Origin of the sequence: Rhizobium sp. WYCCWR10014 (genome assembly GCF_001657485.1) — a bacterium.
In the GTDB taxonomy this organism is placed as follows: domain Bacteria; phylum Pseudomonadota; class Alphaproteobacteria; order Rhizobiales; family Rhizobiaceae; genus Rhizobium.
This window is the reverse complement of record NZ_LXFU01000043.1, coordinates 1-20,425: the sequence shown is the minus strand read 5'-3', so window position 1 is coordinate 20,425 and position 20,425 is coordinate 1. Positions and strand designations below refer to the sequence as shown.

12 protein-coding genes and 2 pseudogenes are annotated in these 20,425 nt (G+C 59.4%); 12 read left to right on the top strand and 2 right to left on the bottom strand.

Translation table 11 applies throughout. From position 1 onward, the window contains the following. Window positions 1-1,052: 1,052 nt before the first annotated feature. From A6U98_RS23580 to A6U98_RS23525, 11 genes and pseudogenes are all read left to right on the top strand, one after another. Window positions 1,053-1,511, top strand: a pseudogene (locus A6U98_RS23580) (transposase); the annotation flags it as partial. Between the two features lie 597 nt (window positions 1,512-2,108). After that, window positions 2,109-4,700: a beta-eliminating lyase-related protein gene (locus tag A6U98_RS23575; RefSeq protein WP_245304562.1), complete on the top strand. Its 2,592-nt coding sequence runs from the start codon at window positions 2,109-2,111 to the stop codon at window positions 4,698-4,700. A 160-nt stretch (window positions 4,701-4,860) separates the two neighbouring features. Next, a complete protein-coding gene (locus tag A6U98_RS23570; protein ID WP_064653278.1) occupies window positions 4,861-6,300 on the top strand; it encodes a biotin carboxylase in 1,440 nt (479 codons plus the stop codon). Further along, the gene (locus A6U98_RS23565) at window positions 6,297-7,334 is read left to right on the top strand and encodes a C45 family peptidase (protein ID WP_064653272.1); all 1,038 of its coding nucleotides are present in this window, start codon (window positions 6,297-6,299) and stop codon (window positions 7,332-7,334) included. The genes A6U98_RS23570 and A6U98_RS23565 overlap by 4 nt, the downstream gene beginning before the upstream one ends. Window positions 7,335-7,972: 638 nt before the next feature. Beyond that, entirely contained in the window at window positions 7,973-9,520 is a 1,548-nt protein-coding gene (locus A6U98_RS23555) for an ABC transporter substrate-binding protein (protein WP_064653268.1), read from the top strand. Window positions 9,521-9,559: 39 nt separating this feature from the next. Continuing rightward, window positions 9,560-10,498, top strand: a complete 939-nt coding sequence (locus tag A6U98_RS23550; RefSeq protein ID WP_064653266.1) for an ABC transporter permease — start codon at window positions 9,560-9,562, stop codon at window positions 10,496-10,498. A gap of 10 nt (window positions 10,499-10,508) precedes the next feature. Then, window positions 10,509-11,360, top strand: a complete 852-nt coding sequence (locus tag A6U98_RS23545) for an ABC transporter permease (protein WP_064653264.1) — start codon at window positions 10,509-10,511, stop codon at window positions 11,358-11,360. After that, entirely contained in the window at window positions 11,357-13,021 is a 1,665-nt protein-coding gene (locus A6U98_RS23540) for an ABC transporter ATP-binding protein (protein ID WP_064653262.1), read from the top strand. The genes A6U98_RS23545 and A6U98_RS23540 overlap by 4 nt, the downstream gene beginning before the upstream one ends. Then, window positions 13,011-14,462 carry an amidase gene (locus tag A6U98_RS23535; RefSeq protein WP_064653260.1) on the top strand — a complete coding sequence of 484 codons (1,452 nt, stop codon included), beginning with the start codon at window positions 13,011-13,013 and terminating at the stop codon, window positions 14,460-14,462. Before A6U98_RS23540 ends, A6U98_RS23535 begins: the two co-directional genes overlap by 11 nt. 12 nt (window positions 14,463-14,474) lie before the next feature. Continuing rightward, entirely contained in the window at window positions 14,475-15,404 is a 930-nt protein-coding gene (locus tag A6U98_RS23530) for a MurR/RpiR family transcriptional regulator (RefSeq protein ID WP_064653258.1), read from the top strand. A 29-nt stretch (window positions 15,405-15,433) separates the two neighbouring features. Then, the gene (locus A6U98_RS23525; protein WP_064653256.1) at window positions 15,434-16,621 is read left to right on the top strand and encodes a serine hydrolase; all 1,188 of its coding nucleotides are present in this window, start codon (window positions 15,434-15,436) and stop codon (window positions 16,619-16,621) included. Between the two features lie 122 nt (window positions 16,622-16,743). Here the strand turns inward: A6U98_RS23525 and A6U98_RS23520 are convergent. Further along, window positions 16,744-17,731 (bottom strand): annotated as a pseudogene (locus A6U98_RS23520) (IS481 family transposase). Between A6U98_RS23520 and A6U98_RS37265 the strand changes: the two are divergent. Further along, a complete protein-coding gene (locus A6U98_RS37265; protein ID WP_180692587.1) occupies window positions 17,714-17,971 on the top strand; it encodes a hypothetical protein in 258 nt (85 codons plus the stop codon). The pseudogene A6U98_RS23520 and the gene A6U98_RS37265 overlap by 18 nt on opposite strands. A 414-nt stretch (window positions 17,972-18,385) precedes the next feature. Here A6U98_RS37265 and A6U98_RS23515 read toward each other — a convergent pair whose 3' ends face one another. After that, complete coding sequence (locus A6U98_RS23515; protein ID WP_064653276.1) at window positions 18,386-20,242, bottom strand: ABC transporter ATP-binding protein; 1,857 nt, start codon at window positions 20,240-20,242, stop codon at window positions 18,386-18,388. Window positions 20,243-20,425 lie beyond the last annotated feature (183 nt).

Sequence of the window (20,425 nt, the reverse complement as noted above, 5' to 3'; positions counted from 1 at the left end):
CTTCCTTTCTTGCTGTCTCGGTTGTCCTAGCACTCGTCGTGCCAGGCCGATGGCGCGCTGATTAACCTAGGGATTTCGGATCAATCCGCTTTCGCCAGGGGTCCCAGCGCGACAGCTTTGTCAGATTTGCGACAAAGGGTGTCTGCTGCGCTCGGTCGGTCGCAACATGTGCCTCGCAGCCCATGAGCTTTTGGCGACCGTTGCGCGCTAACCTTCTTTGCACCGGGGCTGAACACCTTTTTAGGGCCTGGGAGTACAGGTGATGTTTTCTTAAACCGGGAGTAAACTTGTCCGAGGTATGGCCCCCATGTGGCGTAGTCCGCCTTTCCAAACACCCAGTTCCCATGCAGAGCAGTCATTATTTCTTCCTTTCCGTATTCGAACCGACCGAGGTGATGCCGCGACCGGTTTTCACCAGAACAATTTTCAAGCGTCGTGCCAATTGAGCTGATTGATGGGGCAGAACGAAAGTGCCTTCTGCTGCAAACACTTAGGGGGATAAAATACCCGGACGAAGAGTCCTAAAGCGTGTCACGAAGCCGACAAAGTTGACGACAATGTCGCACATCTGTAGTGATGTTCCGGAAGAGGCCGCGGAATAGAAGCGCCAATGCGCAAGCACTTCTTGGCCGAATGAGCCGCACTTGATGCAAATGCCGGCGATGCAAAGCGGCGCGGTGCTTTAGCGAAATCTTTTGCGGTTAAAAATCTCGCAAGCAGTGTTGCACCCCTGCCAAGCGCATGCAGCCACCCGTGGCGCGAACCCGACAAACTGTCGAAGTCCACCCGCCCGAAACCCGCACGTTACACACCGCACAATCGGCCTGGCACGGCGGGTGCTAAGACCAACCGAGACACAAAAACATTCTAGTTGGAGCCGAGGAACAGCAATGCCGCACGACCCCGTGACGATCGTGTCCTCGCAGGTGGTGCAAAGCTGAGTGCCGCGCGCTTCTCGTTGCGCTGTAGCGGGTGATCGGCTTTGCGGGCGGCTATCAGTGTTTTTCGATAGGGCCGGGTTGTTCAGACACAACCTCAGGGAAAGATCACTGATGGCCAATGACATGATGAGCGTGTGGCCACTTGTGGAGAAGAGCGCCGATGCAGATTTGTTGCGCGAGATGATCGGCTTTGCAGCGGAACGGCTGATGGAGCTGGAAGTGGGGTCGGCCAGGGTGCTGAATTCGGCGAAAAGAATCCACTGCGGCTTGCACAGCGCAACGGCTACCGTGACCGCGATTGGGGACGCGAGCTGGAACCGTTAACTCCGCATTCCGAAGCTGCGCAAAGAAGCTCATTTCCCGAGCTTTCTTGAACAGCGACGTATCGCAGAGAAGGCCATGACGGCAGCCATACAAGAAGCGTATATCCTCGGGATCTCAATAGGTTCTGTCGACGATCTGGTCAAAGCCATGGGGATGTCGGGCATCTCCAAAAGCCAGGTGTCGCGGCTGTGCGAGGAAATCGACGTTAAGGTAAAGGCGTTTCTCGACAGACCGATTGAGGGCGAGTGTCTCGGTCGGTCCTAGCACTCGTCGTGCCAGGCCGGTTATGCGGTGTGTAAATTGCGTGTTTCGGGCGGGCTTGGCTAGCGGTCCACAATGCAACAGCTTTGTCAGGCTCGCGACATGGGTGGCTGCTCGCGCTTGGCAGGCGTGCAACACTGCTTGCAAGATTCTTGACCGCAAACGATTTCGCTAGAGCACCGCGCGGCTTTCCATTGCAGCATTTTCATCGAGTGCAGCTCATTCGGGCAAGAAGTGCTTGCTGCCTACACTCCTCGGCCTCTTCCGGAACATCACGACAGATGTGCGACATTGTCGTCTCCTTTGTCGAATTCGTGACAGCGCTTTATGATTCCTCGGTCCGGTATTTTATCCCACTAAGTGTTTGCAACAGCAGCTCATTTCGTTCTGCCCCCATTAATCACTTCGATTGGCACGACGCTTGAAAATTGTTCTCGGGCTGGGACGGGACCAGCCGCGTTAGGTCGCGGCATCCACCCCGCGGAGAGCGAATTGGAGAAGACGATGGCAACGAGTACCCCCGAAACATCGCTAAATAATTGTCTCAGCATTTCGGAACTCCGCTGTGACAATTGGAAATCATTGGAAGACAATCTGGGGCGGCTTTCGACTATTTCCGCCGACCATGCCGATTTCACTGCAGCTAATCGGCAGGTGACGTGCGCAATTGAGACCCTGTCATCTCTAGAGACCTACTTCGCTAGTCCCGGTGCACGCGCCTTCGCAAAGCTGAAGGGGTTGATACAGAGTAAGGAGCTGGTCGGGGCGCATCTCCAGGCTCGGAGATTTAGAAAGAAGGTCGCTAGCCTGGCCCACCGTGAGCGCTATTCCGAGGTGCTGTTCGTCGGCAACATGTCGACCTCCGAGGAGAAGGCCCGACGCCGCTGGCTGAAGCGCAACACCGGGATTGGCGATTTCGCCTTCGACGCTGTCTTCGTCCAGACTTGCGAGGATGCTCTGAACGCAGTGAGTGTCAACCCCATGATCCAAGCTGCGGTTATCCATGACGACTTTGCCTTCCGCTCGCAGGATTGTCATCTGGACACGCTGCACTCGGTTCTCGACGAGCTGGACGTCCTTTTCGAGGCCACTTCGGAGTCCGAGCGCGGCCCGCTGCTCGGCCGCGAGATTGCGAAGCTTAGGCCAGAGGTCGACCTCCATCTCGTCGCCGGTTCGAATGTCGAAGACATCGCCGCGCGCATGGGCGAGACTTTTGAGCGTGCCTTCTACCCTGAGGCAGACTGCGACGAACTCTATCCCTCCATCATGCGCGGCGTCGCACGGCGCTACAATGCTGACTGGTTCAATGGCGTAAAGGGTCACGCTGAACGGCCGATAAGCAACTTCCACGCCTTGACGGCTTCCCGCGGCAAATCGATCATGAATTCGAACTGGATCCGTGATCGTGCGCAGTTCTATGGCCCGACCCTGTTCAAGGCGGAGACCTCTGCTACCTCGGGCGGCCTGGATTCCCTGCTCGAGCCACGCGGCCCGCTGAAGATTGCGCAGGAAAAGGCCGCGCGCGCTTTTGGTGCCAAGCGCACCTTCTTTTGCACCAACGGCACTTCGGGGGCTAACAACATCGTGTTGCAGGCCCTTGTCAAGCGAGGCGATGTGGTAATAGCCGACCGAAACAACCACACATCAGTTCATCGTGGGCTGATGCGGGCGGGTGCGCGGGTGGACTATCTGGATGCCTACCCGCTGAACGATTATTCCATGTATGGCGCAGTGCCCGTGGAGGAACTGAAGCGGAAACTTCTCGACCACAAGCACGCCGGCACGCTCGCTCGCGTTCGTCTGCTGATCCTCACCAACTCCACCTTCGATGGTATCGTCTGTGACCCCAAGCGCGTGATGAAGGAATGCCTGGCGATCGCGCCGCATCTCGCCTTCTTGTGGGATGAGGCCTGGTTCGCCTTTGCTTACTTTAATCCGACCTACCGGCAGCGCACGGCTATGGGAGCCGCCGCCGAGCTTGAAGCGATGTTTCAGGACCCGGACTATGCCGCCAGCTATAAGGCCTTCAGCGCCGAATTCGGCGCCGACGCCTGGGCGGACGACGAAAGGATCCTGAACACGCGGCTCCTGGCAGATCCGTCGAAGGCGCGGCTCCGGGTCTATGCGACCCAGTCGACGCACAAGAAGCTGACGGCACTGCGCCAGGGCTCGATGATCCACATCAGGGATCAGGATTTTAACGAGAAAGCCTTCGGTGATGCCTATAAAACGCATACCACAACCTCACCAAACTACCAGATCCTGGCAACGCTCGACCTCAGCCGCTCACAGATGGAGCTGGAAGGTTACAAGCGCGTCCAGCACCAGCGGGAACGCGCCATGAGCCTGCGCCAGCAAGTGTCAGGCGATCCGCTGCTTTCGAAGTATTTCCGGGTCCTCGGCGTCGGCGATCTCGTACCAGCGGAATATCGCGAGTCGAATGCGGAATCCTATTTCGACGACAAGTCCGGCTGGAGAAATTTCGAAAAGTCCTGGCGGACGGATGAATTCGTCCTCGACCCGACGCATATCACTCTGGAAACCAGCGCGACCGGCTGGAGTGGCGACACGCTCAAGAAGCACCTGATGGATAAGTGCGATGTCCAAATCAACAAAACCACGCGTAATACCATATTGGCCATGACCACTATCGGCACCACGCGCTCCGACGTTGCCAATTTCATTCAGGTGCTGCGGAAGATCGCGCTCGACTGCGAAGAAAGAGCGCGCAATTTCTCCAAAATAGAGCGGAGCATTCACGATGATAAAGTTCGCTCGCTGGCGCTGCAACAGCCCCTGCCACCCTTTTCAAGTTTCCATCCGGCGTTCCGCCCGAATATGGAGACCGAGGACGGCGACATGGGCCAGGCGAACGACCTGGCCATGGAAGATGACAACTGCGAATATCTCCAGCCCGCCGACGCCGAACGCGCCATTTCCGGGGGTCGCGTGGTGGTTTCTGCTAGCCTCGTCGTCCCCTATCCGCCGGGCTCGCCCATTCTCGTGCCGGGTCAGGTGATCGACATTCCGAGCCTCAAATACCTGCGCGCGCTCGATGTTCGCGAAATACACGGCTTCGAACATGAACTGGGTTTGTGGATTTTCAGGGAGGAAACGCTCAGCAAAGTTCTGAGCGCAAGAAAGTCCACTCCCGAGCATGGAGGCGAGTCGTGAGCGTGCTTCTTCAAAAACATGGGTCTCTCATCCGTCACGCGCCAATCTACATCTGCGCGTCCGCGATTTCGCTAGCAAATCAGGAGCAGGTATGTCGATGAAGAACGAGGAAAAGAAGCGCAATCAAGTGCAAGAAACACCCGAACCACAAGGCCTAATTGTGAAAATGATTCGCACTATCGCCGAGCTTCGCGACTTCATGCGCCACAACAAACGTCCGATCTGTTTCATCTCAGCGTCGCCTTTCAATCTGATGGGCATCGAGGGATGGGTGGGGAACTTCACGTTCATCAGCTACATCGATCCCTTCGACGGGCGGCATCCGAACGTCTTCGTTCCCTCCAATATCCCCGGTATCGAACCCAAGAGCTTCGAGGAAATCACCAACTACCTGCTCCAGCACCCGGAGGTGATCGACCATATAACCAGGCTCGGTGTCCGCCCAGTTGTCCTCTTCCTGATGTTTGACGAGAAGACCGAAGCACTCTGCGAGGAACGCGGCATCGAGATCTGGCATCCTCCGGCCAGGTTGCGCCACCACTGCGACGACAAAATAGAGACCGTGCGCATCGGCAATGAGGCAGGCGTGCGCTCGGTGCCTAACACCATTGGCCCCGCTCGCACCTATGAGGAACTTCTTTCTTTGGCGAGAAGGGCCGGCCTCGGCGCCGACCTCGTGGTTCAGACCGCCTACGGTGATAGCGGCGACACAACCTTCTTCATCGCCAGCGAAGATGACTACAACCGGGAGGCCGAAAAAATCGCTGCGGAGAACGAGGTCAAGATCATGAAACGCATCAACTGCCGCAGCGCGACTATGGAGGGCTGCGCCACGGCCTCCGGCACACTCCTCACCCCACTTATGACCGAAGTCGTCGGAAAGCCGGAGCTGACTCCCAAGAGGGGCGGCTGGGCTGGCAATGAAATCTTCGCCGGCGCATTTCCCGAAAAGGTTCGCGCCGATGCGCGCGACATGGCTCAGCGCCTCGGCAACAAGTTGTACGAGAGAGGCTATCGCGGTTGTTTCAACGTCGATTTCCTCATCGATGAGAACAACGAAGTCTATCTCGGCGAGCTCAACCCGCGCATATCCGGCGCAAGCCCGCTGACAAACCAGGCCGCCTTTGCCTACGCCGATGCGCCGCTCGTCCTGTTTCACATGATGGAATTTTCCGGTGTCGGCTACGAAATCGACGTTAAGGAACTGAACGATCGTTGGGCACGCGAGGAATCCATCGATCACTGGTCTCAGCTAATCATCAAGTCGACGGAAGAAGCCAACGAAATCGTCACCCATGCGCCCGCGACGGGTATCTACCGCATGGCGCTGGACGGCAGCGTGTCCTACGACCGCTTCGACTATCGACGCCAAGCGATAGAGAGCGATGAGGAGGCACTCTTCCTGCGCTTCACCGGCCCGGGCGACCCCCTAAAGAAGGGCCATGACCTCGGAGCCCTCTTAATGCGCGGCCGGATCATGAACGCGGACTACGGACTGAATGAGCGCGCCGTCAACTGGATCAAGCGCATGAAGAGCTTCTACGTCAGCGAGCCGGTCACCGAAATCCAGTGCGACGAAGCGCAGGAGCCGAACCATTGAAGATACAGCAGGACGCCATCGACCTCCAGTTCGAAGCCATCAACGAAGATGTGCCCGGTTCCAAATGGCGCCGGGTGTTCCATCGCCATTGGCCTGCCTACAGCCGCTGGTTCGTGCGCGACGGTATCCGTTCGCGCCCGACCTATTCCACGAGCCTCAAGGCATTGCGGAGATATATGCCGAAACTGCTGCCTTCCTACGAAGCCATCGTGGAGACGGCCGGCGGCGGGGATCTCGAAGGCCGCTTCCTTTCCATGTGGTGCCCGCCCTTCTATGTGGGCGCATGCTCGCAGGCGATCTTGACCGGTGCGGAGCCGTCGCTCATTCGCAACTACGACTACAGCCCGCGCCTTCTCCAAGGAACCTGGCTTGCGTCGCGCTTCAACGGTAAACGCGTCGTTGCGGTGGTCGATTGCCTGTGGGGCGTGCTCGATGGCATCAATGAGGATGGGCTGGCGGTCTCGCTCGCCTTCGGCGGGCGCACTGCCGCGGGGGAGGGATTCGGCGTGCCGATTGTGCTGCGCTACGTGCTGGAGTTTGCCAGCACCACGGCCGAAGCCGTCACCATGCTCCGGAATATTCCCGTGCACATGTCCTATTCCATCGCGCTGATCGACCGTAAGGGAAACCACGCGACCGTCTATGTAAATCCGGATCGCCCTGCGGAAGTGATGGAGCATCGCGTCAGTACCAACCACCAGCCCGGCTTAGAATGGGCGTGGTACGCCGAGACCACTAACTCTGTCGAGCGCGAGGCGGCGGTGGAAAAATTGCTGTCCGCCTACGGGGGTATCAAAGAGGTTCTTTCCGGGTTCCAGCGCCCTCCCATCTATCAGACGCACTACGGACGTCGCTGCGGCACGCTATATACCGCTGTCTACCGGCCGTTCGACGCTTCGGTGGAGCTGGTCTGGCCGGGGTCAGTTTGGCGGCAGTCCTGCGCCAACTTCCAGGAAGACGTGCGCACCATTCGCTTCAACGACGGGAGTTCGGCGGCCTCGTCCCGACCTTCAGGCAAGGGGGTGAGCAGTTGACGATTGTTTAGATCGATTATTTCGACATCGCTTAACCGGCCACGCCGTTTGCCGGTAATCACGCAAAGTTTTTCGTTGCAACCGGCCGATCGGCGCATGTTTGCAATCGGACTCGGTTCCAGCTCCGTCGCGCGTTGGCCAATCTCCCGCGTTGCTATTTGCACCCCGACGAGCGACCACGTTGCAGACGTCATCGACAGCACGTCGGCGAAAGACGTTTCCCAATCAGATCGAGGATGACAACAATGTCCTCGACCGGACTGGATCTGTTTTTCGATCAGTGGCGCATAGACGAGGGCTCAGCGGTTGATCTTGCTGGGCTCACCTCGAAGCGGCGCACCTGGAACTTCTCTTCAACGCTGGATGGCAGAGCTGATAGCGCAACTACTAGCTCGGCGCCTGCATGACCACCGCCTAAAAGGCCGCCCTCGAATCACTTTCGATTGCTCGGCTTCTCAAAGAATGCGTCGCCCTCCTCTTCGTGCATTTCGTCGCCGTCGCTGGCTAAGGTGCTGGGCTCGCGATCCACGAACGAGATTATGTTATCTTTCCAACTTTCATGTTGACAAAAGTTAATAATGCCACATAACCTCTGCTCACGCCGAAAGGCACAAAAGGAATATCGGGAGGATAACAAGATGAATTCCTTGAGCGGATTCCGCCCAAAGGGTGCGGGCGCTGTGTTGCACGGGGCTGCCCTCGTCGCTATCGGTTTATGTTGGGCAGTTCCGGCCCTTGCCGACGATGTCATTCGCGTCGCTTCGCCTTACCAGACAACGACGCTCGATCCGATGCGCTCTGCGGCGGCCGGCAACATCGAAACCTACGGCCAACTTTATTCGCGCCTGCTGCGCCGCAACTCCGAATCGGGTGCGCTGGAGCCGGGGCTCGCCGAGGAATGGGAAATTTCACCGGACGGCAAAACCTACACGTTCCATCTGCGCGATGCCCAGTTCTCGGACGGTTCTCCGATCACGGCTGCCGACGTGGCCTTCAGCCTCGACCGTATCCGGAGCGACAAGAAATCGAGTTATCCCGCGCCGTTGGGGGCCGTGGAATCGGTGACAGTGGCGGATGCGAAAACCGTGGTAGTCACGCTCAAGTCGGCCTTCGCGCCGTTCCTCGGCAACGCGGAAATCTGGAACATGGGCATCGTCTCGAAGAGCGATGTCGAGAAGCGCGGCGAAGAAGCAGCTTTCGCTACGGTCCCGGTTACCTCCGGACCCTATGAAGTCAAGCAGTGGAAGCCGAACGAGAAGCTCATTCTCCAACCCAATTCGCACTACTGGCGCAAGGGCTATCCGAAGTCGAACGCCACGGTGGAACTGATCGAGATCACGTCTCCGGAAACTCGCATCGCCATGCTCAAGGCAGGCGAGATTGACGTGGTGCGCGCGGTGCCGTGGGCGCAGATTGACGAACTGAAGGCGGCCGAGTCGGTGGATATGCGGCTCGAGCCTTCGACCACAATTTACATGACTCTGCTAAATCACAAGCGTGAGCCATTCTCCAATCTGAAGGCGCGGCAGGCGGCGGGCATGGCAATCGATAACAAGGCGATGGCCGTGGCCATCACGCGTGGCTATGCAGTACCGGCTAACACCACGCTGCCGGGCAGCCTCGATTTCCATAACAAGGAATATCCGGGCATCCCGCACGATACCGCCAAGGCAAAGGAACTATTGGCCCAATCCGGCATGCTGGGGCGCGAGGTAAAGATCCTGGCGGCCGCCGATGCGCCGTCCCAGCAGACGGCGCTGCTGATCCAGGCCCAATGGCAAGCGATCGGGTTGAAGCCGGTGATTGTTAATGTCGATAGCGGTGCTTGGTGGGATGCGACCGGTAAAGGCGATTACGACGCCGCAGCCAACTGGTGGTACAACGAGACCCCCGATCCAGACCTTGCGGTGCGCTGGGCCGTGTGCGGATCCTGCGGCTCGAACTCCTACAACACCTTCTATGCGAACCCGAAGGTGGACGCACTCGTCGAGCAGGGCACTAAGGAGTCTGATCGGGCCAAGCGCGCGGAAATCTACAAGGAGATTCAGAAGATCACAACAGAGGAGGTGGCACAGATCCCCCTCTACTATGCGCCAAACCCGGTTGCCTACTCCAAGCGTCTCCAGGGTCTCAAGCTGACGCCCTCGCTACAGTGGACGTTGGAAGAAACCTCCATCGGCCAGTGAGCCGCCTTCGCCCCCTGAAGCTCGAACAGGAGAACCGGATTGCCCCTTCTGCGACTCATTACGCGGCGCCTGCTGCAATTGATCGGTGTGCTTGCCGGTATCAGCCTCGTGACATTCCTCTTGGTGCACATGGCCCCCGGCGATCCCGCGCGGCTTCTTGCCGGGGAGAGGGCGAGTGCTGAAACCATCGCGGCGATTCGCTCGCAATATGGCCTAGACTTGCCGCTCTGGCGACAGTTCCTGACCTATCTCGCCAATCTCACTTCGGGCGATATCGGACTGTCGCTCCGCTTTCAGCGACCGGTGAGCCAGCTTATCGAACAGTTCATGTGGCCGACGCTGTTCCTGACCGGCTATGTACTGTGCTTCGCCATCCCACCGACAGTCGTGCTCGCCATTGTCGGCGCCCGCCGTCCCGGCGGCATGGCCGACCAGATCATTCGTCTGGTTGGGATTGCCGGTCTCACAATCCCGGTGTTCTGGCTGGGCATCATGATGTCGCGCGTCTTCGGCGTCAGCCTCGGCTGGTTTCCCGTCTCGGGCTACGGCACCGGTTTCACCGGTCATCTTCATCACCTGTTCCTGCCGGCCTTGTCGACGGCGATCTGGCTGGTGCCGGTTCTGACTCAGAGCCTTCGCGCCGCCCTCATCGAAAAGACAACGGCCGACTTCGTCACAGCCGCGCGGGCGCTGGGCGCCACAGAGCGGCAGATATTCTGGGAGACCATGTTGCCGAATGCTGTGCTGCCGACACTCAACCTGCTCGGCGTCATGGTAGGCTTCATGATCGGCGGCGCCGTGATCGTCGAAACCGTCTATGCGGTGCCTGGCCTCGGCACGCTGATGGTCAACGCGCTGCTCGGTCGCGACTACTATGTCGTGCAGGGCCTGACGCTTATCTTCGCGGTCTCGACCGTCTTGATCACGCTGATGGTGGACCTGCTCAGCGCGTTCATCGATCCGCGCGTTCGGCTTTGAGGAGATTGCCATGGATTATAGTCCAATTGTGGTGCAAACCGCGCCGCCCGTCACCAACATTACCCCTACCATGGTGATTGCACTCGTGGTTCTGGGCGGATGGCTGTTGACGGCGCTGGCCGCTCCGGCGATCGCGCCTTATGATCCCGATGCCATCGACATCATGAATATGCTTTCGCCGCCGAGCGCGGCTCATTTGTTTGGCACGGACCAAGTCGGTCGCGACGTCTTTTCGCGGATACTTTTCGCAAGTCGGGTCGATCTGCTGCTGTGCGTGGCCGGGGTGCTTCCGCCCCTCTTGATAGGCACGACGATCGGGTTGTTGAGTGGTTATTTCGGCGGTATGGTCGATAACGTGTTCATGCGCATCTATGACCTGACTGTCGCATTCCCCTTCTTTGTTCTGGTGCTGGCCATTGTCGGCGTACTCGGGCCGGGGCTTCTCAACTTCATCGTGGCGCTGACCCTTGTCGGCTGGGTCAGCTATGCGCGGTTGGTGCGGGCACAGGTACTGGCGATCCGCGAAAGCGAGTACATTCAGGCAGCGAAATGCCTTGGCTATACGCCGGTCGCCATCCTCAGCCATCATGTGCTGCCGAACGCCATCGGACCGGTCATCGCCTACGCAGCCAGCGACGCGGTGCTCGTGATGCTCGCCGGCGCAAGCTTCGGCTTTCTCGGCATGGGCGCGCAGCCGCCGCTCGCCGAATGGGGCGTGATGATCGCTGATGGTCAGGCATTCGTGCAGCAGGCCTGGTGGATCTGCCTGTTTCCAGGATTGGCCGCCATTTCGCTCGGCTTGGGTTTTGCTCTGCTCGGTGATGGGCTGGGGCAGATACAGCGGATGGGAGTTACGGCATGAGCGGGCGGGGAAAAGGCAAGCCGCCGTTACTTGACGTTAAGGATCTGTGCGTCAGCTTCGGTGGTTTCGCAGCGTTGAAGAACGTATCGTTCACGCTCGAGCCGGGAGAAATCCTCGGCATCGTTGGCGAAAGCGGTTCGGGCAAATCCGTAACCTGCCGCGCCCTGATGCGGCTGTTGTCGGCTACGGCACGCGCCGACGGCACGGTTAGGCTCGACGGACGCAACCTGCTGACTCTCGGTGACGACGATCTGTGTGCCATTCGCGGGCGCGACGTCGGCATGATCTTCCAGAACCCGGCATCGCATCTCGATCCATTGCGCCGCATCGGTCAGCAGGTCGCGGCGCCGATGATCCGGCACCTCGGGATCGGTAAGCGCGAAAGCTTACAACGCGCAATCAAGCTGCTGGAGGACGTCGGCATCAGCGAGCCGGAAAAGCGCGCACGCTCATATCCGCACGAGTTTTCCGGCGGCATGAAACAACGGGCGATGATCGCCGCCGCGGTCGGTTGCCAGCCGAAGCTGTTGATCGCCGACGAACCGACGACCGCTCTCGACGTCACGGTGCAGGCACGCATCCTTGAACTGCTCAAGGAGCTCAATCGAAAGAACGGGCTTGCGATTATCCTGATTTCGCACGATCTCGGCGTCGTCGCGGATATGTGCTCTCGCGTCGTGGTCATGCGCCACGGCGAGGTGGTAGAGCAGGGGCCGATCAACGAGGTTATCAACCGGCCACGCCACCCGTATACAAGGCTACTGATCGATTCCCAGCCTGGCCGCAAAAAGTATGGCATGCCGGCCGATCCAGTTCAGGCAACTCCGCTGCTCCACGTGGAAAACCTCTCGGTGACGTTCCCTTTCGGGAAGAGCTTGCTCGGCAGTTTCGGAAGCAGCCATTCCTTCCGCGCTCTCGACGGCATAGATCTGAAGATCAATACCGGCGAAACAGTTGGCATCGTCGGCGAAAGCGGCTCCGGCAAGAGCACGCTTGCCCGGTCGATCATTCGCCTGAACACGCCGAGCGGCGGCGCGATCCGTCTGGGCGGGCAGGATGTCGGCGCGCTTGCGGGGGAGGCGCTGACGGCTTTCCGTCGCCGTGTGCAGATGGTATTCCAGAACCCGTACGATTCACTCAATCCACGTCTTACCATCTCCGAGGCCGTCGCTGAGCCGATCTGGCGGCATGGCATCGCGGACCGAAAGGCGGCGCGGAAAGAGGCCGCCGTCTTACTGGATATGGTTGAATTGCCGGGCAACCTGCACGATCGCAAGCCGCAGCAGCTTTCCGGCGGCCAATGTCAGCGCGTCGGCCTTGCACGAGCGTTGGCGCTGAAACCGCAGCTTCTCATCGCGGACGAAATCACCTCGGCGCTCGATGTCACGACGCAGGCGCAGATCCTGGAATTGCTCGTGCGGCTCCAGCGTGAGCGCTCGCTGACGCTGCTTTATATCTCGCACGATCTTGCCATAGTAAGCAGCATCTGCCAGCGCGTCTATGTCTTTAAAGCCGGTCGCGTCGTTGAGCAGGGAGTGGCACGGCAGGTTCTGTCCACGCCGCAGGACCCTTATACACAGGCGCTGGTCGGCTCGCTGGCTCGGCTGCCGGCGGCGGGGACAGTTCCACCTTCACAATCGGTAGTGACGCATGCGCCTTGATGAATATGCAGCCCATGATGGAACCGGCCTCGCCCATCTACTGGCGAAAGGCGAGGTCACACCGAAGGAGCTCGGCAGGTGCGTCGAACGGGCCGTCGCGGCCGTGAATCCTGCGTTGAATGCCGTTATCGAACTCTATCCGGACAGACTCGAGACCCTGTCGGAGGTGGCGTCCGCCACCCCCTTCGGCGGCATTGCGACCCTCACCAAGGACTTTCCGATCGAGGCGGGCCGCCCGGCCGACTTCGGCAGCCGACTCGCACGAGGTTTCCACGCCGGCCATGACGCCGTCTACTGGAGGCGGTTAAGAGCAGGCGGCTTAAACAATGTCGGCCGTACGACGAGTTCCGAATTCGGCGTGCCGGCGGTGACGGAATCCGCCCTCTACGGCGCAACGCGCAATCCTTGGAATCCGGAGCGCGGCGTTGCCGGTTCCAGCGGCGGCGCGGCCGCGGCCGTTGCCGCCGGCATCGTGCCTTTCGCGCAGGGCAGCGACGGCGGTGGATCAATTCGCAATCCGGCCGCGTTCTGCGGCTTGATCGGTCTGAAACCTTCACGCGGCCGGGTTACGGGCGCACCGAATGCGAATGCCCCGCTTCTCGGCCTGGCAACGGCGTTTATGCTGACACGCTCAGTCCGCGATACAGCAGCCCTGCTCGACCTGTGCCATGGCCCCGACGTCGGTGACGGCTATGAGATCGTGCCGCCGATGGGCACGTATCTCGATGCCACCAAGCGCCGGCCGAAGGGGCTGCGCATCGCTCTGTGCACGCGCTCGTGGTCCGGTGTGCAGATCGACCCGGAGGTTGTCACCGCTGCAAGATCGGCGGCGGAGCGGCTTTCGTCCCTAGGCCACCATGTCGAGGAGGCGTCGCCGGACTTTGACTATCCGAGCTTCCTCCAGGCTCAGAAGGTCATCTGGGCCGCCGACGCCGCGGCTCATATGCCAGCGATGGCGCGGCATATGAACCGCTCGCTCGAGGAAGCGCTTGGTACAAGCGTATATACACTTTATCGATGGGGGCTTGGCATCAGCGGTGCACAGCTTATCGACGCGCTTGCCGCCTATGATCGGGTGACGCGGCAGGTTGGGCGCTTCCTTGCCGGATATGATCTCCTGCTGACACCGACCAACGCAATGCTCCCGGAGTTAATCGGCACGTTTGATCCCGATCGAGCGGGCATCGATGTGGAAGATGTATTCAGTGATCTTGCGCCGAAGGAGACCTATACTGCATTGTTCAATGCGACGGGTCAGCCCGCAATTTCCCTGCCACTTGGACGCAGCCGGGATGGTCTACCGATCGGGATTCAGCTTGTCGCCCGTTTCGGACGGGAGGATCTGCTGCTTGCGGCGGCGCGGCAAATCGAGGAAGAGGTGGACAGAGCTCCCGGCGTCTGGGGGCAGGGGCGTCCAGCCATTCACGCCGGCGATTTCTAGGAGTATGTCACTGTGGTGAAAGCACGAAGCGGCAAAAATGCTAAGGGATCAAGCGACGTTGAGCAGAAGATAGACATCGAAGCGATCTTGCGCGACCGCATGTCCGATTTGTCGCCCTCGGAGCAAAGCCTGGCCGCCTATATCTTGGATAATGTCCAGATATTGCCCTTCGAGACCGGCAGCAGCATAGCTGAGGCGGTGGGCGTCAGCGAAATGACCGTCACGCGGTTCGTTCGTGGCCTCGGGTTCGAGAACCTGCGAGACCTCAAGAAGCGGTTGCGCGTCGCGGTCGCGGAGAAGGACAGCGAAGTCGACGACTACATGGCCCGCTTTCCGATGCGCGAAGGCCGACAGCAGATGCTGCAGGAAAGCCTGCGGCTGGAACTCGAGGCTATCGTGAAGGCCTACGCCTTGACTACCACCGACGCGTGGGACGAGGCCGCATACCTGCTCGTGAAGGCGCGCACCGTCTATGTCGTCGGCTTCCAGGCCTCCAAGGGGCTGGCCATGGATTTCGCCAGCCGCCTGCTCTGGGCGCGCTCTAACGTGATTTTCATTGACAACGCTTCGGGCACGTTTGGCGAGATCATCAATGCAGATCCCAAGCAGAGTGCAGTCGTCCTCGTTGACACGGCCTCGTACGCGACGCGCGGCATCAAGCTGCTGGAGAAGCTGAAGTCGATGGACATGCCGTTGGTCATCGTCACCGACAAGTTCAGCCACTGGGCTTTTGCGTATACGCGCTTCGTCTTTGAGGCGCATACCCATGTGAAAACCTTCTGGGATTCCACGGCAAGCCTTAGTGTCGTGCTTAATCTGCTCATCGACGCCGTTGCCATCAAACTAGGGCCGAAGGCTAAGGCTAACTTCGCCATGATGAGCGACATGGGCACCCTCTTCGGGGAGTTCGTCGGAGGCAGCTATCTCCGCCGCAACGATTGATCCATTCCAAACCGCAAACGAGAGCATGCATGACCAGTATCTCGCCATTCCGTGATCCGACTGCGCCCGGTAATCCTCTCGTTCCAAAGCAAGATTGGGACCGCTCGCCCTGGAATCGCTGGACCTTCCAACATGTCCGGGACCTGCTGCCAACCACAAAGGTCTGGCGCGGAGCGGGGCCGGCAAGCCCATTACCAGCCGATCTTCGGGATATCGATGCCATTCCCTTCGCGGCGGAGGGGGAGGCCCATACCATTGGCAGTTTTCTCGAGACGAGCTATGCCGATGGCTTTCTGGTTCTCCATGGCGGCAAGATCGTCGCCGAGCGCTACTTGAACGGCATGACCTCGCATACCCAGCACCTGTCGCAATCGGTTGCCAAGTCTGTCGTCGGCACCGTTGCGGGCATCCTAATCGGCCGCGGAGTGGTCGACCCGGCCGCGTCCCTGACGGATTATCTGCCGGAGCTCGAGGCGACGGCCTACCGCGGCGCTACCGTCCAGCACGTACTCGACATGACCAGCGGCGTGGTCTTCGACGAGACTTACACTGCGCCCGACTCCCACATGGCGCAGCTGGATGTCGCCAGCGGCTGGAAGAATGGTCAGAACCCGAACTGGCACACGAATATCTGGGACCTAGTCCTGTCTTTAAAGGATCTGGAGTGCCCGCACGGTACCTCCTTCCGCTATCGCTCGATCGAGACGGATGTATTATCCTTCGTTCTAGAGCGCGCCGCCGCTACCCCGCTTGCAGAACTCGTAAGCCGTGAATTGTGGGCGCCGATGGGGGCGGAGGAAGATGCCTATTTCACCGTGGACGCTGCCGGCTATGCTCTAGGTGACGGCGGATTCAATGCGACTCTTCGCGACTATGCCCGTTTCGCCCTGCTGCATCTTCGCGGCGGCGAGACCGACGGGCGGCGTATCGTGCCGACCGAGTGGATTGCCGGGACACGCTTCGGTGCTGATCCAAGACTCTTCGCCGGCGTCTATCAAGAGGTTCTGCCGGCCGGCGCATATCACAACCAGTTCTGGATCGAGGATACCTCACGCGGCGTCTATATGGCCCGCGGGGTCTTCGGGCAACTGATCTACATCGACCCTGTATCGGATTTCGCGGCGGTTGTCCTGTCGAGTTGGCCGGAATTTGTCAGCACAACGCGGACGCGGACAGCGCTGGCGGCGGTGAGGGCTATAAGAGAAGCGCTGTTGTAGTCGCAATCGTGCTATTCCCCTGTTCGCATTGACGTGCCGAGAAGCTGCACCGACATGCTCAACCATTTCCGTGAGCGTCGCAATACCTTCGAGGGTCGTGAGATGCCGGACCTCGTGGGTTACTAGATGTTTAGTCCCGGCATTTGATGGGTTGGATCGAGTCTGAATCGTTCGGGCTCTTTTGTCCATTGTTTGCAAATGAATTCGTAGGGCGTGAGACCTTTGAGGGTCTTGAGGCGACGGCCGAAATTGTAGGCGGCGACGAAGTCAGCCAGGTGCTGACGAAGCTGATCATGGCTCTCGTAGTAACAGCGTTTGACGGTTGCATCCTTGATCGTCCGGTTCATTCGCTCGACCTGGCCATTGGTCCAGGGATGTTTCGGCTTGGTGGTCCGGTGTTCGATATCGTTCTTGGCGCAGGTATATTCGAAAGCATGAGCCCGGAATATCTCGCCATTTTCGATCGCTTCCTTGATAAGCGGAACAGCTGAGCCGCCCGCCCCGGGCGTGGTGAACTGGATGCCATTGTCGGTGAGAACAGTGTGGATTTTGTACGGAGCGGCTGTGATCAGACGGAGCAGAAACTCTCTGGAGACGGCCGTTGGAGCCTTCTCGCGCAGTTCGACGTAGGCGAACTTCGATGTTCGGTCGATGGCGACGAACATATGGAGCTTGCCTTGCTCGGTGCGGACTTCGGCAATGTCGATGTGGAGGTAGCCGAGCGGATAGGCTTTGAACTTCTTGCGGACGGGTTTGTCGCCTTCGACATCGACAAGCTTGGAAATGCCATGGCGCTGCAGACAACGATGCAGTGACGAGCGTGTCAGATGCGGAATGGTCGGTTGCAGCGCGTAGAGTCAGTCGTCGAGGGGCAGCAGCGTATAACGCCGGAAAGCAACGATCACCGCTTCCTCCTCGATCGACAGAACTGTCGACCTCAGTTCTTCCGGTCACCAAATCGGTCGTCGACGTTCGTTTCCTCCATTTGGCGACCGTCTTCTGATTGATCCCATACCGCTTCGCAAGAACCCTCAAGCTCGCTTGACTATTTTGTATTGCTCGACGGATCGCCTCTGTCGTCGTGGCGCTCCCATGCAGAATTTGTCCCACAGCGAATCCCTCCAAGCCTGTGAGAAGATTGCACCATCAAAATCCGGGATCAAACATCTAGTGCACGATGGCAATGACATGGCGGGAAAACGGCGTGCCAAGCTGGGCAAACTTGATTGGTTCGCGCAGCTGCGCCAATCAGTGATCAAGCGCATCCTGCATGGCTCGTCGCCGCAGCAGATTGCCGGCCAGACGCGCCTGGAGCTGCATCCGATTTCTGTCAGTCATGAGACGATCTAAAAGCGCCTATTCATCGGAGTGCCATTCGATCAAGCTGTGCGACATCTCCCGGAACATGGTGCCAGACGTCGACCCGGTACCCCAGTCGCCGTAATGGCCGGAGCTTTCGCCGGGAGGTAGACATTTTGAATCCCGATGTGGTCGCTGCACGCAAGCAGTTCGGGCATCGGGAATGCGACGACCTAAGAGGCTACTGAAATTGACGCTGAGTTGCCTGCCCTTCCTGCCGCGCGACGCGATCGTCGCCGAGGCAATTGTCACTTGGATCGGCCAGAAGGAGCACTCATCGAGCATCACGGCGTGATCGATCAAGCGACAGCTTATGAAATGAGGTAACCTCCGCCGGTCGTCAGCACCGTCCGGCAAGAATTCGAGAGGCTCTCCCCGCTTCCATGGGGAGGGCCTCATTTCTTCCTATTCCGCTGCCACTTCCGCTTCCTCGGGGTGATTGGAGAGGGTGCCGCCGGACTGGAGGTTCCAAAGATCGGCATAGATGCCGCCTCCTGCGATCAGCTCGCTGTGCGAGCCGGCTTCGATGATCCGGCCCTTGTCGAGCACGATCAGCCGATCCATCTCCGTCAGCGTCGACAGCCGGTGGGCGGTCGCGATCACCGTCTTGCCCTCCATCAAGGCGAAGAGGTTTTTCTGGATCGCCGCCTCGACTTCCGAATCGAGTGCCGAGGTTGCCTCGTCGAGCACCAGGATCGGCGCGTCCTTCAGGAAGACACGGGCGATCAAGATGCGCTGCCGCTGGCCGCCGGAGAGCGTGGCGCCGCGTTCGCCGACGTGGGCGTCGAGTCCCGCGCGGCCCTGCATGTCGACCAGGCCTTCGATGAACTCCCAGGCATTGGCACGTTTGGCGGCCTCGATCACCTCGTCGTCCGTTGCTTCGGGACGACCATAAGCGATGTTGTCACGGATCGAGCGATCCAGCAGCGAAGTGTCCTGCGTGACCACGCCGATCTGTGAGCGTAGGCTTTCCTGCGAAACGCCGGCGATATCCTGCCCGTCGATGGTGATGCGGCCGGCCTCGGGATCATAGTAACGCAGCAACAGCCTCATCAGCGTCGTCTTGCCGGTGCCGGAGCGGCCGACCAGACCGATCTTCTCGCCGGCCCTGATGTCGAGCGAAACGTCATCGATGATGCTCTCGCTCTTGCCGTAGTGGAAGCGGATGCGGTCATAGTGGATCGCACCCTTCTTTGCCATCAAAGTGGGTGCGCCCGGCTTGTCGACGATTTCGTGTTGGTTGCTCATCATCTCCATGCCGTCATAGACCGTGCCAATATTCTCGAACAGCGCCGTGACTTCCCGCATGATCCATTGCGACATGAAGTTGAAGCGCGTGGCAAGACCGATTGCGATGGCAATGGTGCCGACCGAGATTGCTCCGCTCAGCCAGAACCAGATCGACTGGCCCGAGATGACGAAGAGCGCCACGCAGTTGTTCAGGTAGACGCAGATGTGGAAGAGCGCCACCTTGCGCAACTGCTTGTGCACGATCTGCAGGAACTCGCCCATGCTTTCCCTGGCGTAGACCTCCTCGCGGCCCGCATGCGAAAACAGCTTGATCGTCTCGATATTCGTATAGCAGTCGACCACACGTCCCGTCATCATTGAGCGCGCATCCGCCTGCGCCGCAGCAATCTTGCGAAGCCGCGGCACGAAATAGGCAACGATACCGATATAGACCGCGAGCCAGACAAGGATCGGGATCATCAGCCGCCAGTCGGCTGCCGCAACCATGACGATCATCGTCAGGAAGTAGATGATGACATAGACGAAGACATCGAGGATCCTGATCACCGTTTCGCGTACCGCGATCGAGGTCTGCATCACTTTGGTCCCGACGCACCCGGCCGCCTCGTTGACGAAGAACGACATGCTGTGGCGCAGCAGGAAGCGGTGCATCTGCCAGCGTGCGCTCATCTGATAATTGCCGAGCATCACCTGATGCATGATGAAAGACTCGAGCGCGGCCGTCAGCGGCAGGCCGACCAGCACCAGCGCCGCCATCCAGAAAAGCTTGTGGCCTTCTCTCTCCAGGAATGTGGCACGGTCGGCGTTGGTCAGCCAGCCGACGATGTCGCCGAGGAACTGGAAGAGGGCCACCTCGCCGATCGCGATCAGCGCCGTCAGCACGGCTATCAAGCCGAGCCAAGGCGCAGCCGTTTTGCTGTAGTGCCAGCAGAAGGCAAAAAGACCTTTAGGAGGGGCGACGGGCTCTTCGCTCGGAAAGGGATTGAGACGCTGCTCGAACCAGCCAAATATTGATTGCTCCAGGCGGTTGCTCTCAGTTGATTTTCCCATCGTCTTCATGACGTTTCCTTCAGCGGTTGGGCCGTCCTTTAATTGACGGCAGCCACACGGGCTGCCGTCCTTATGCGTTGTGCCGGATGGCGCTGGAGGCGCAGTGCCGGCGGTCTCACCTCAGTCCTTAAGAAGCGCTTCCAT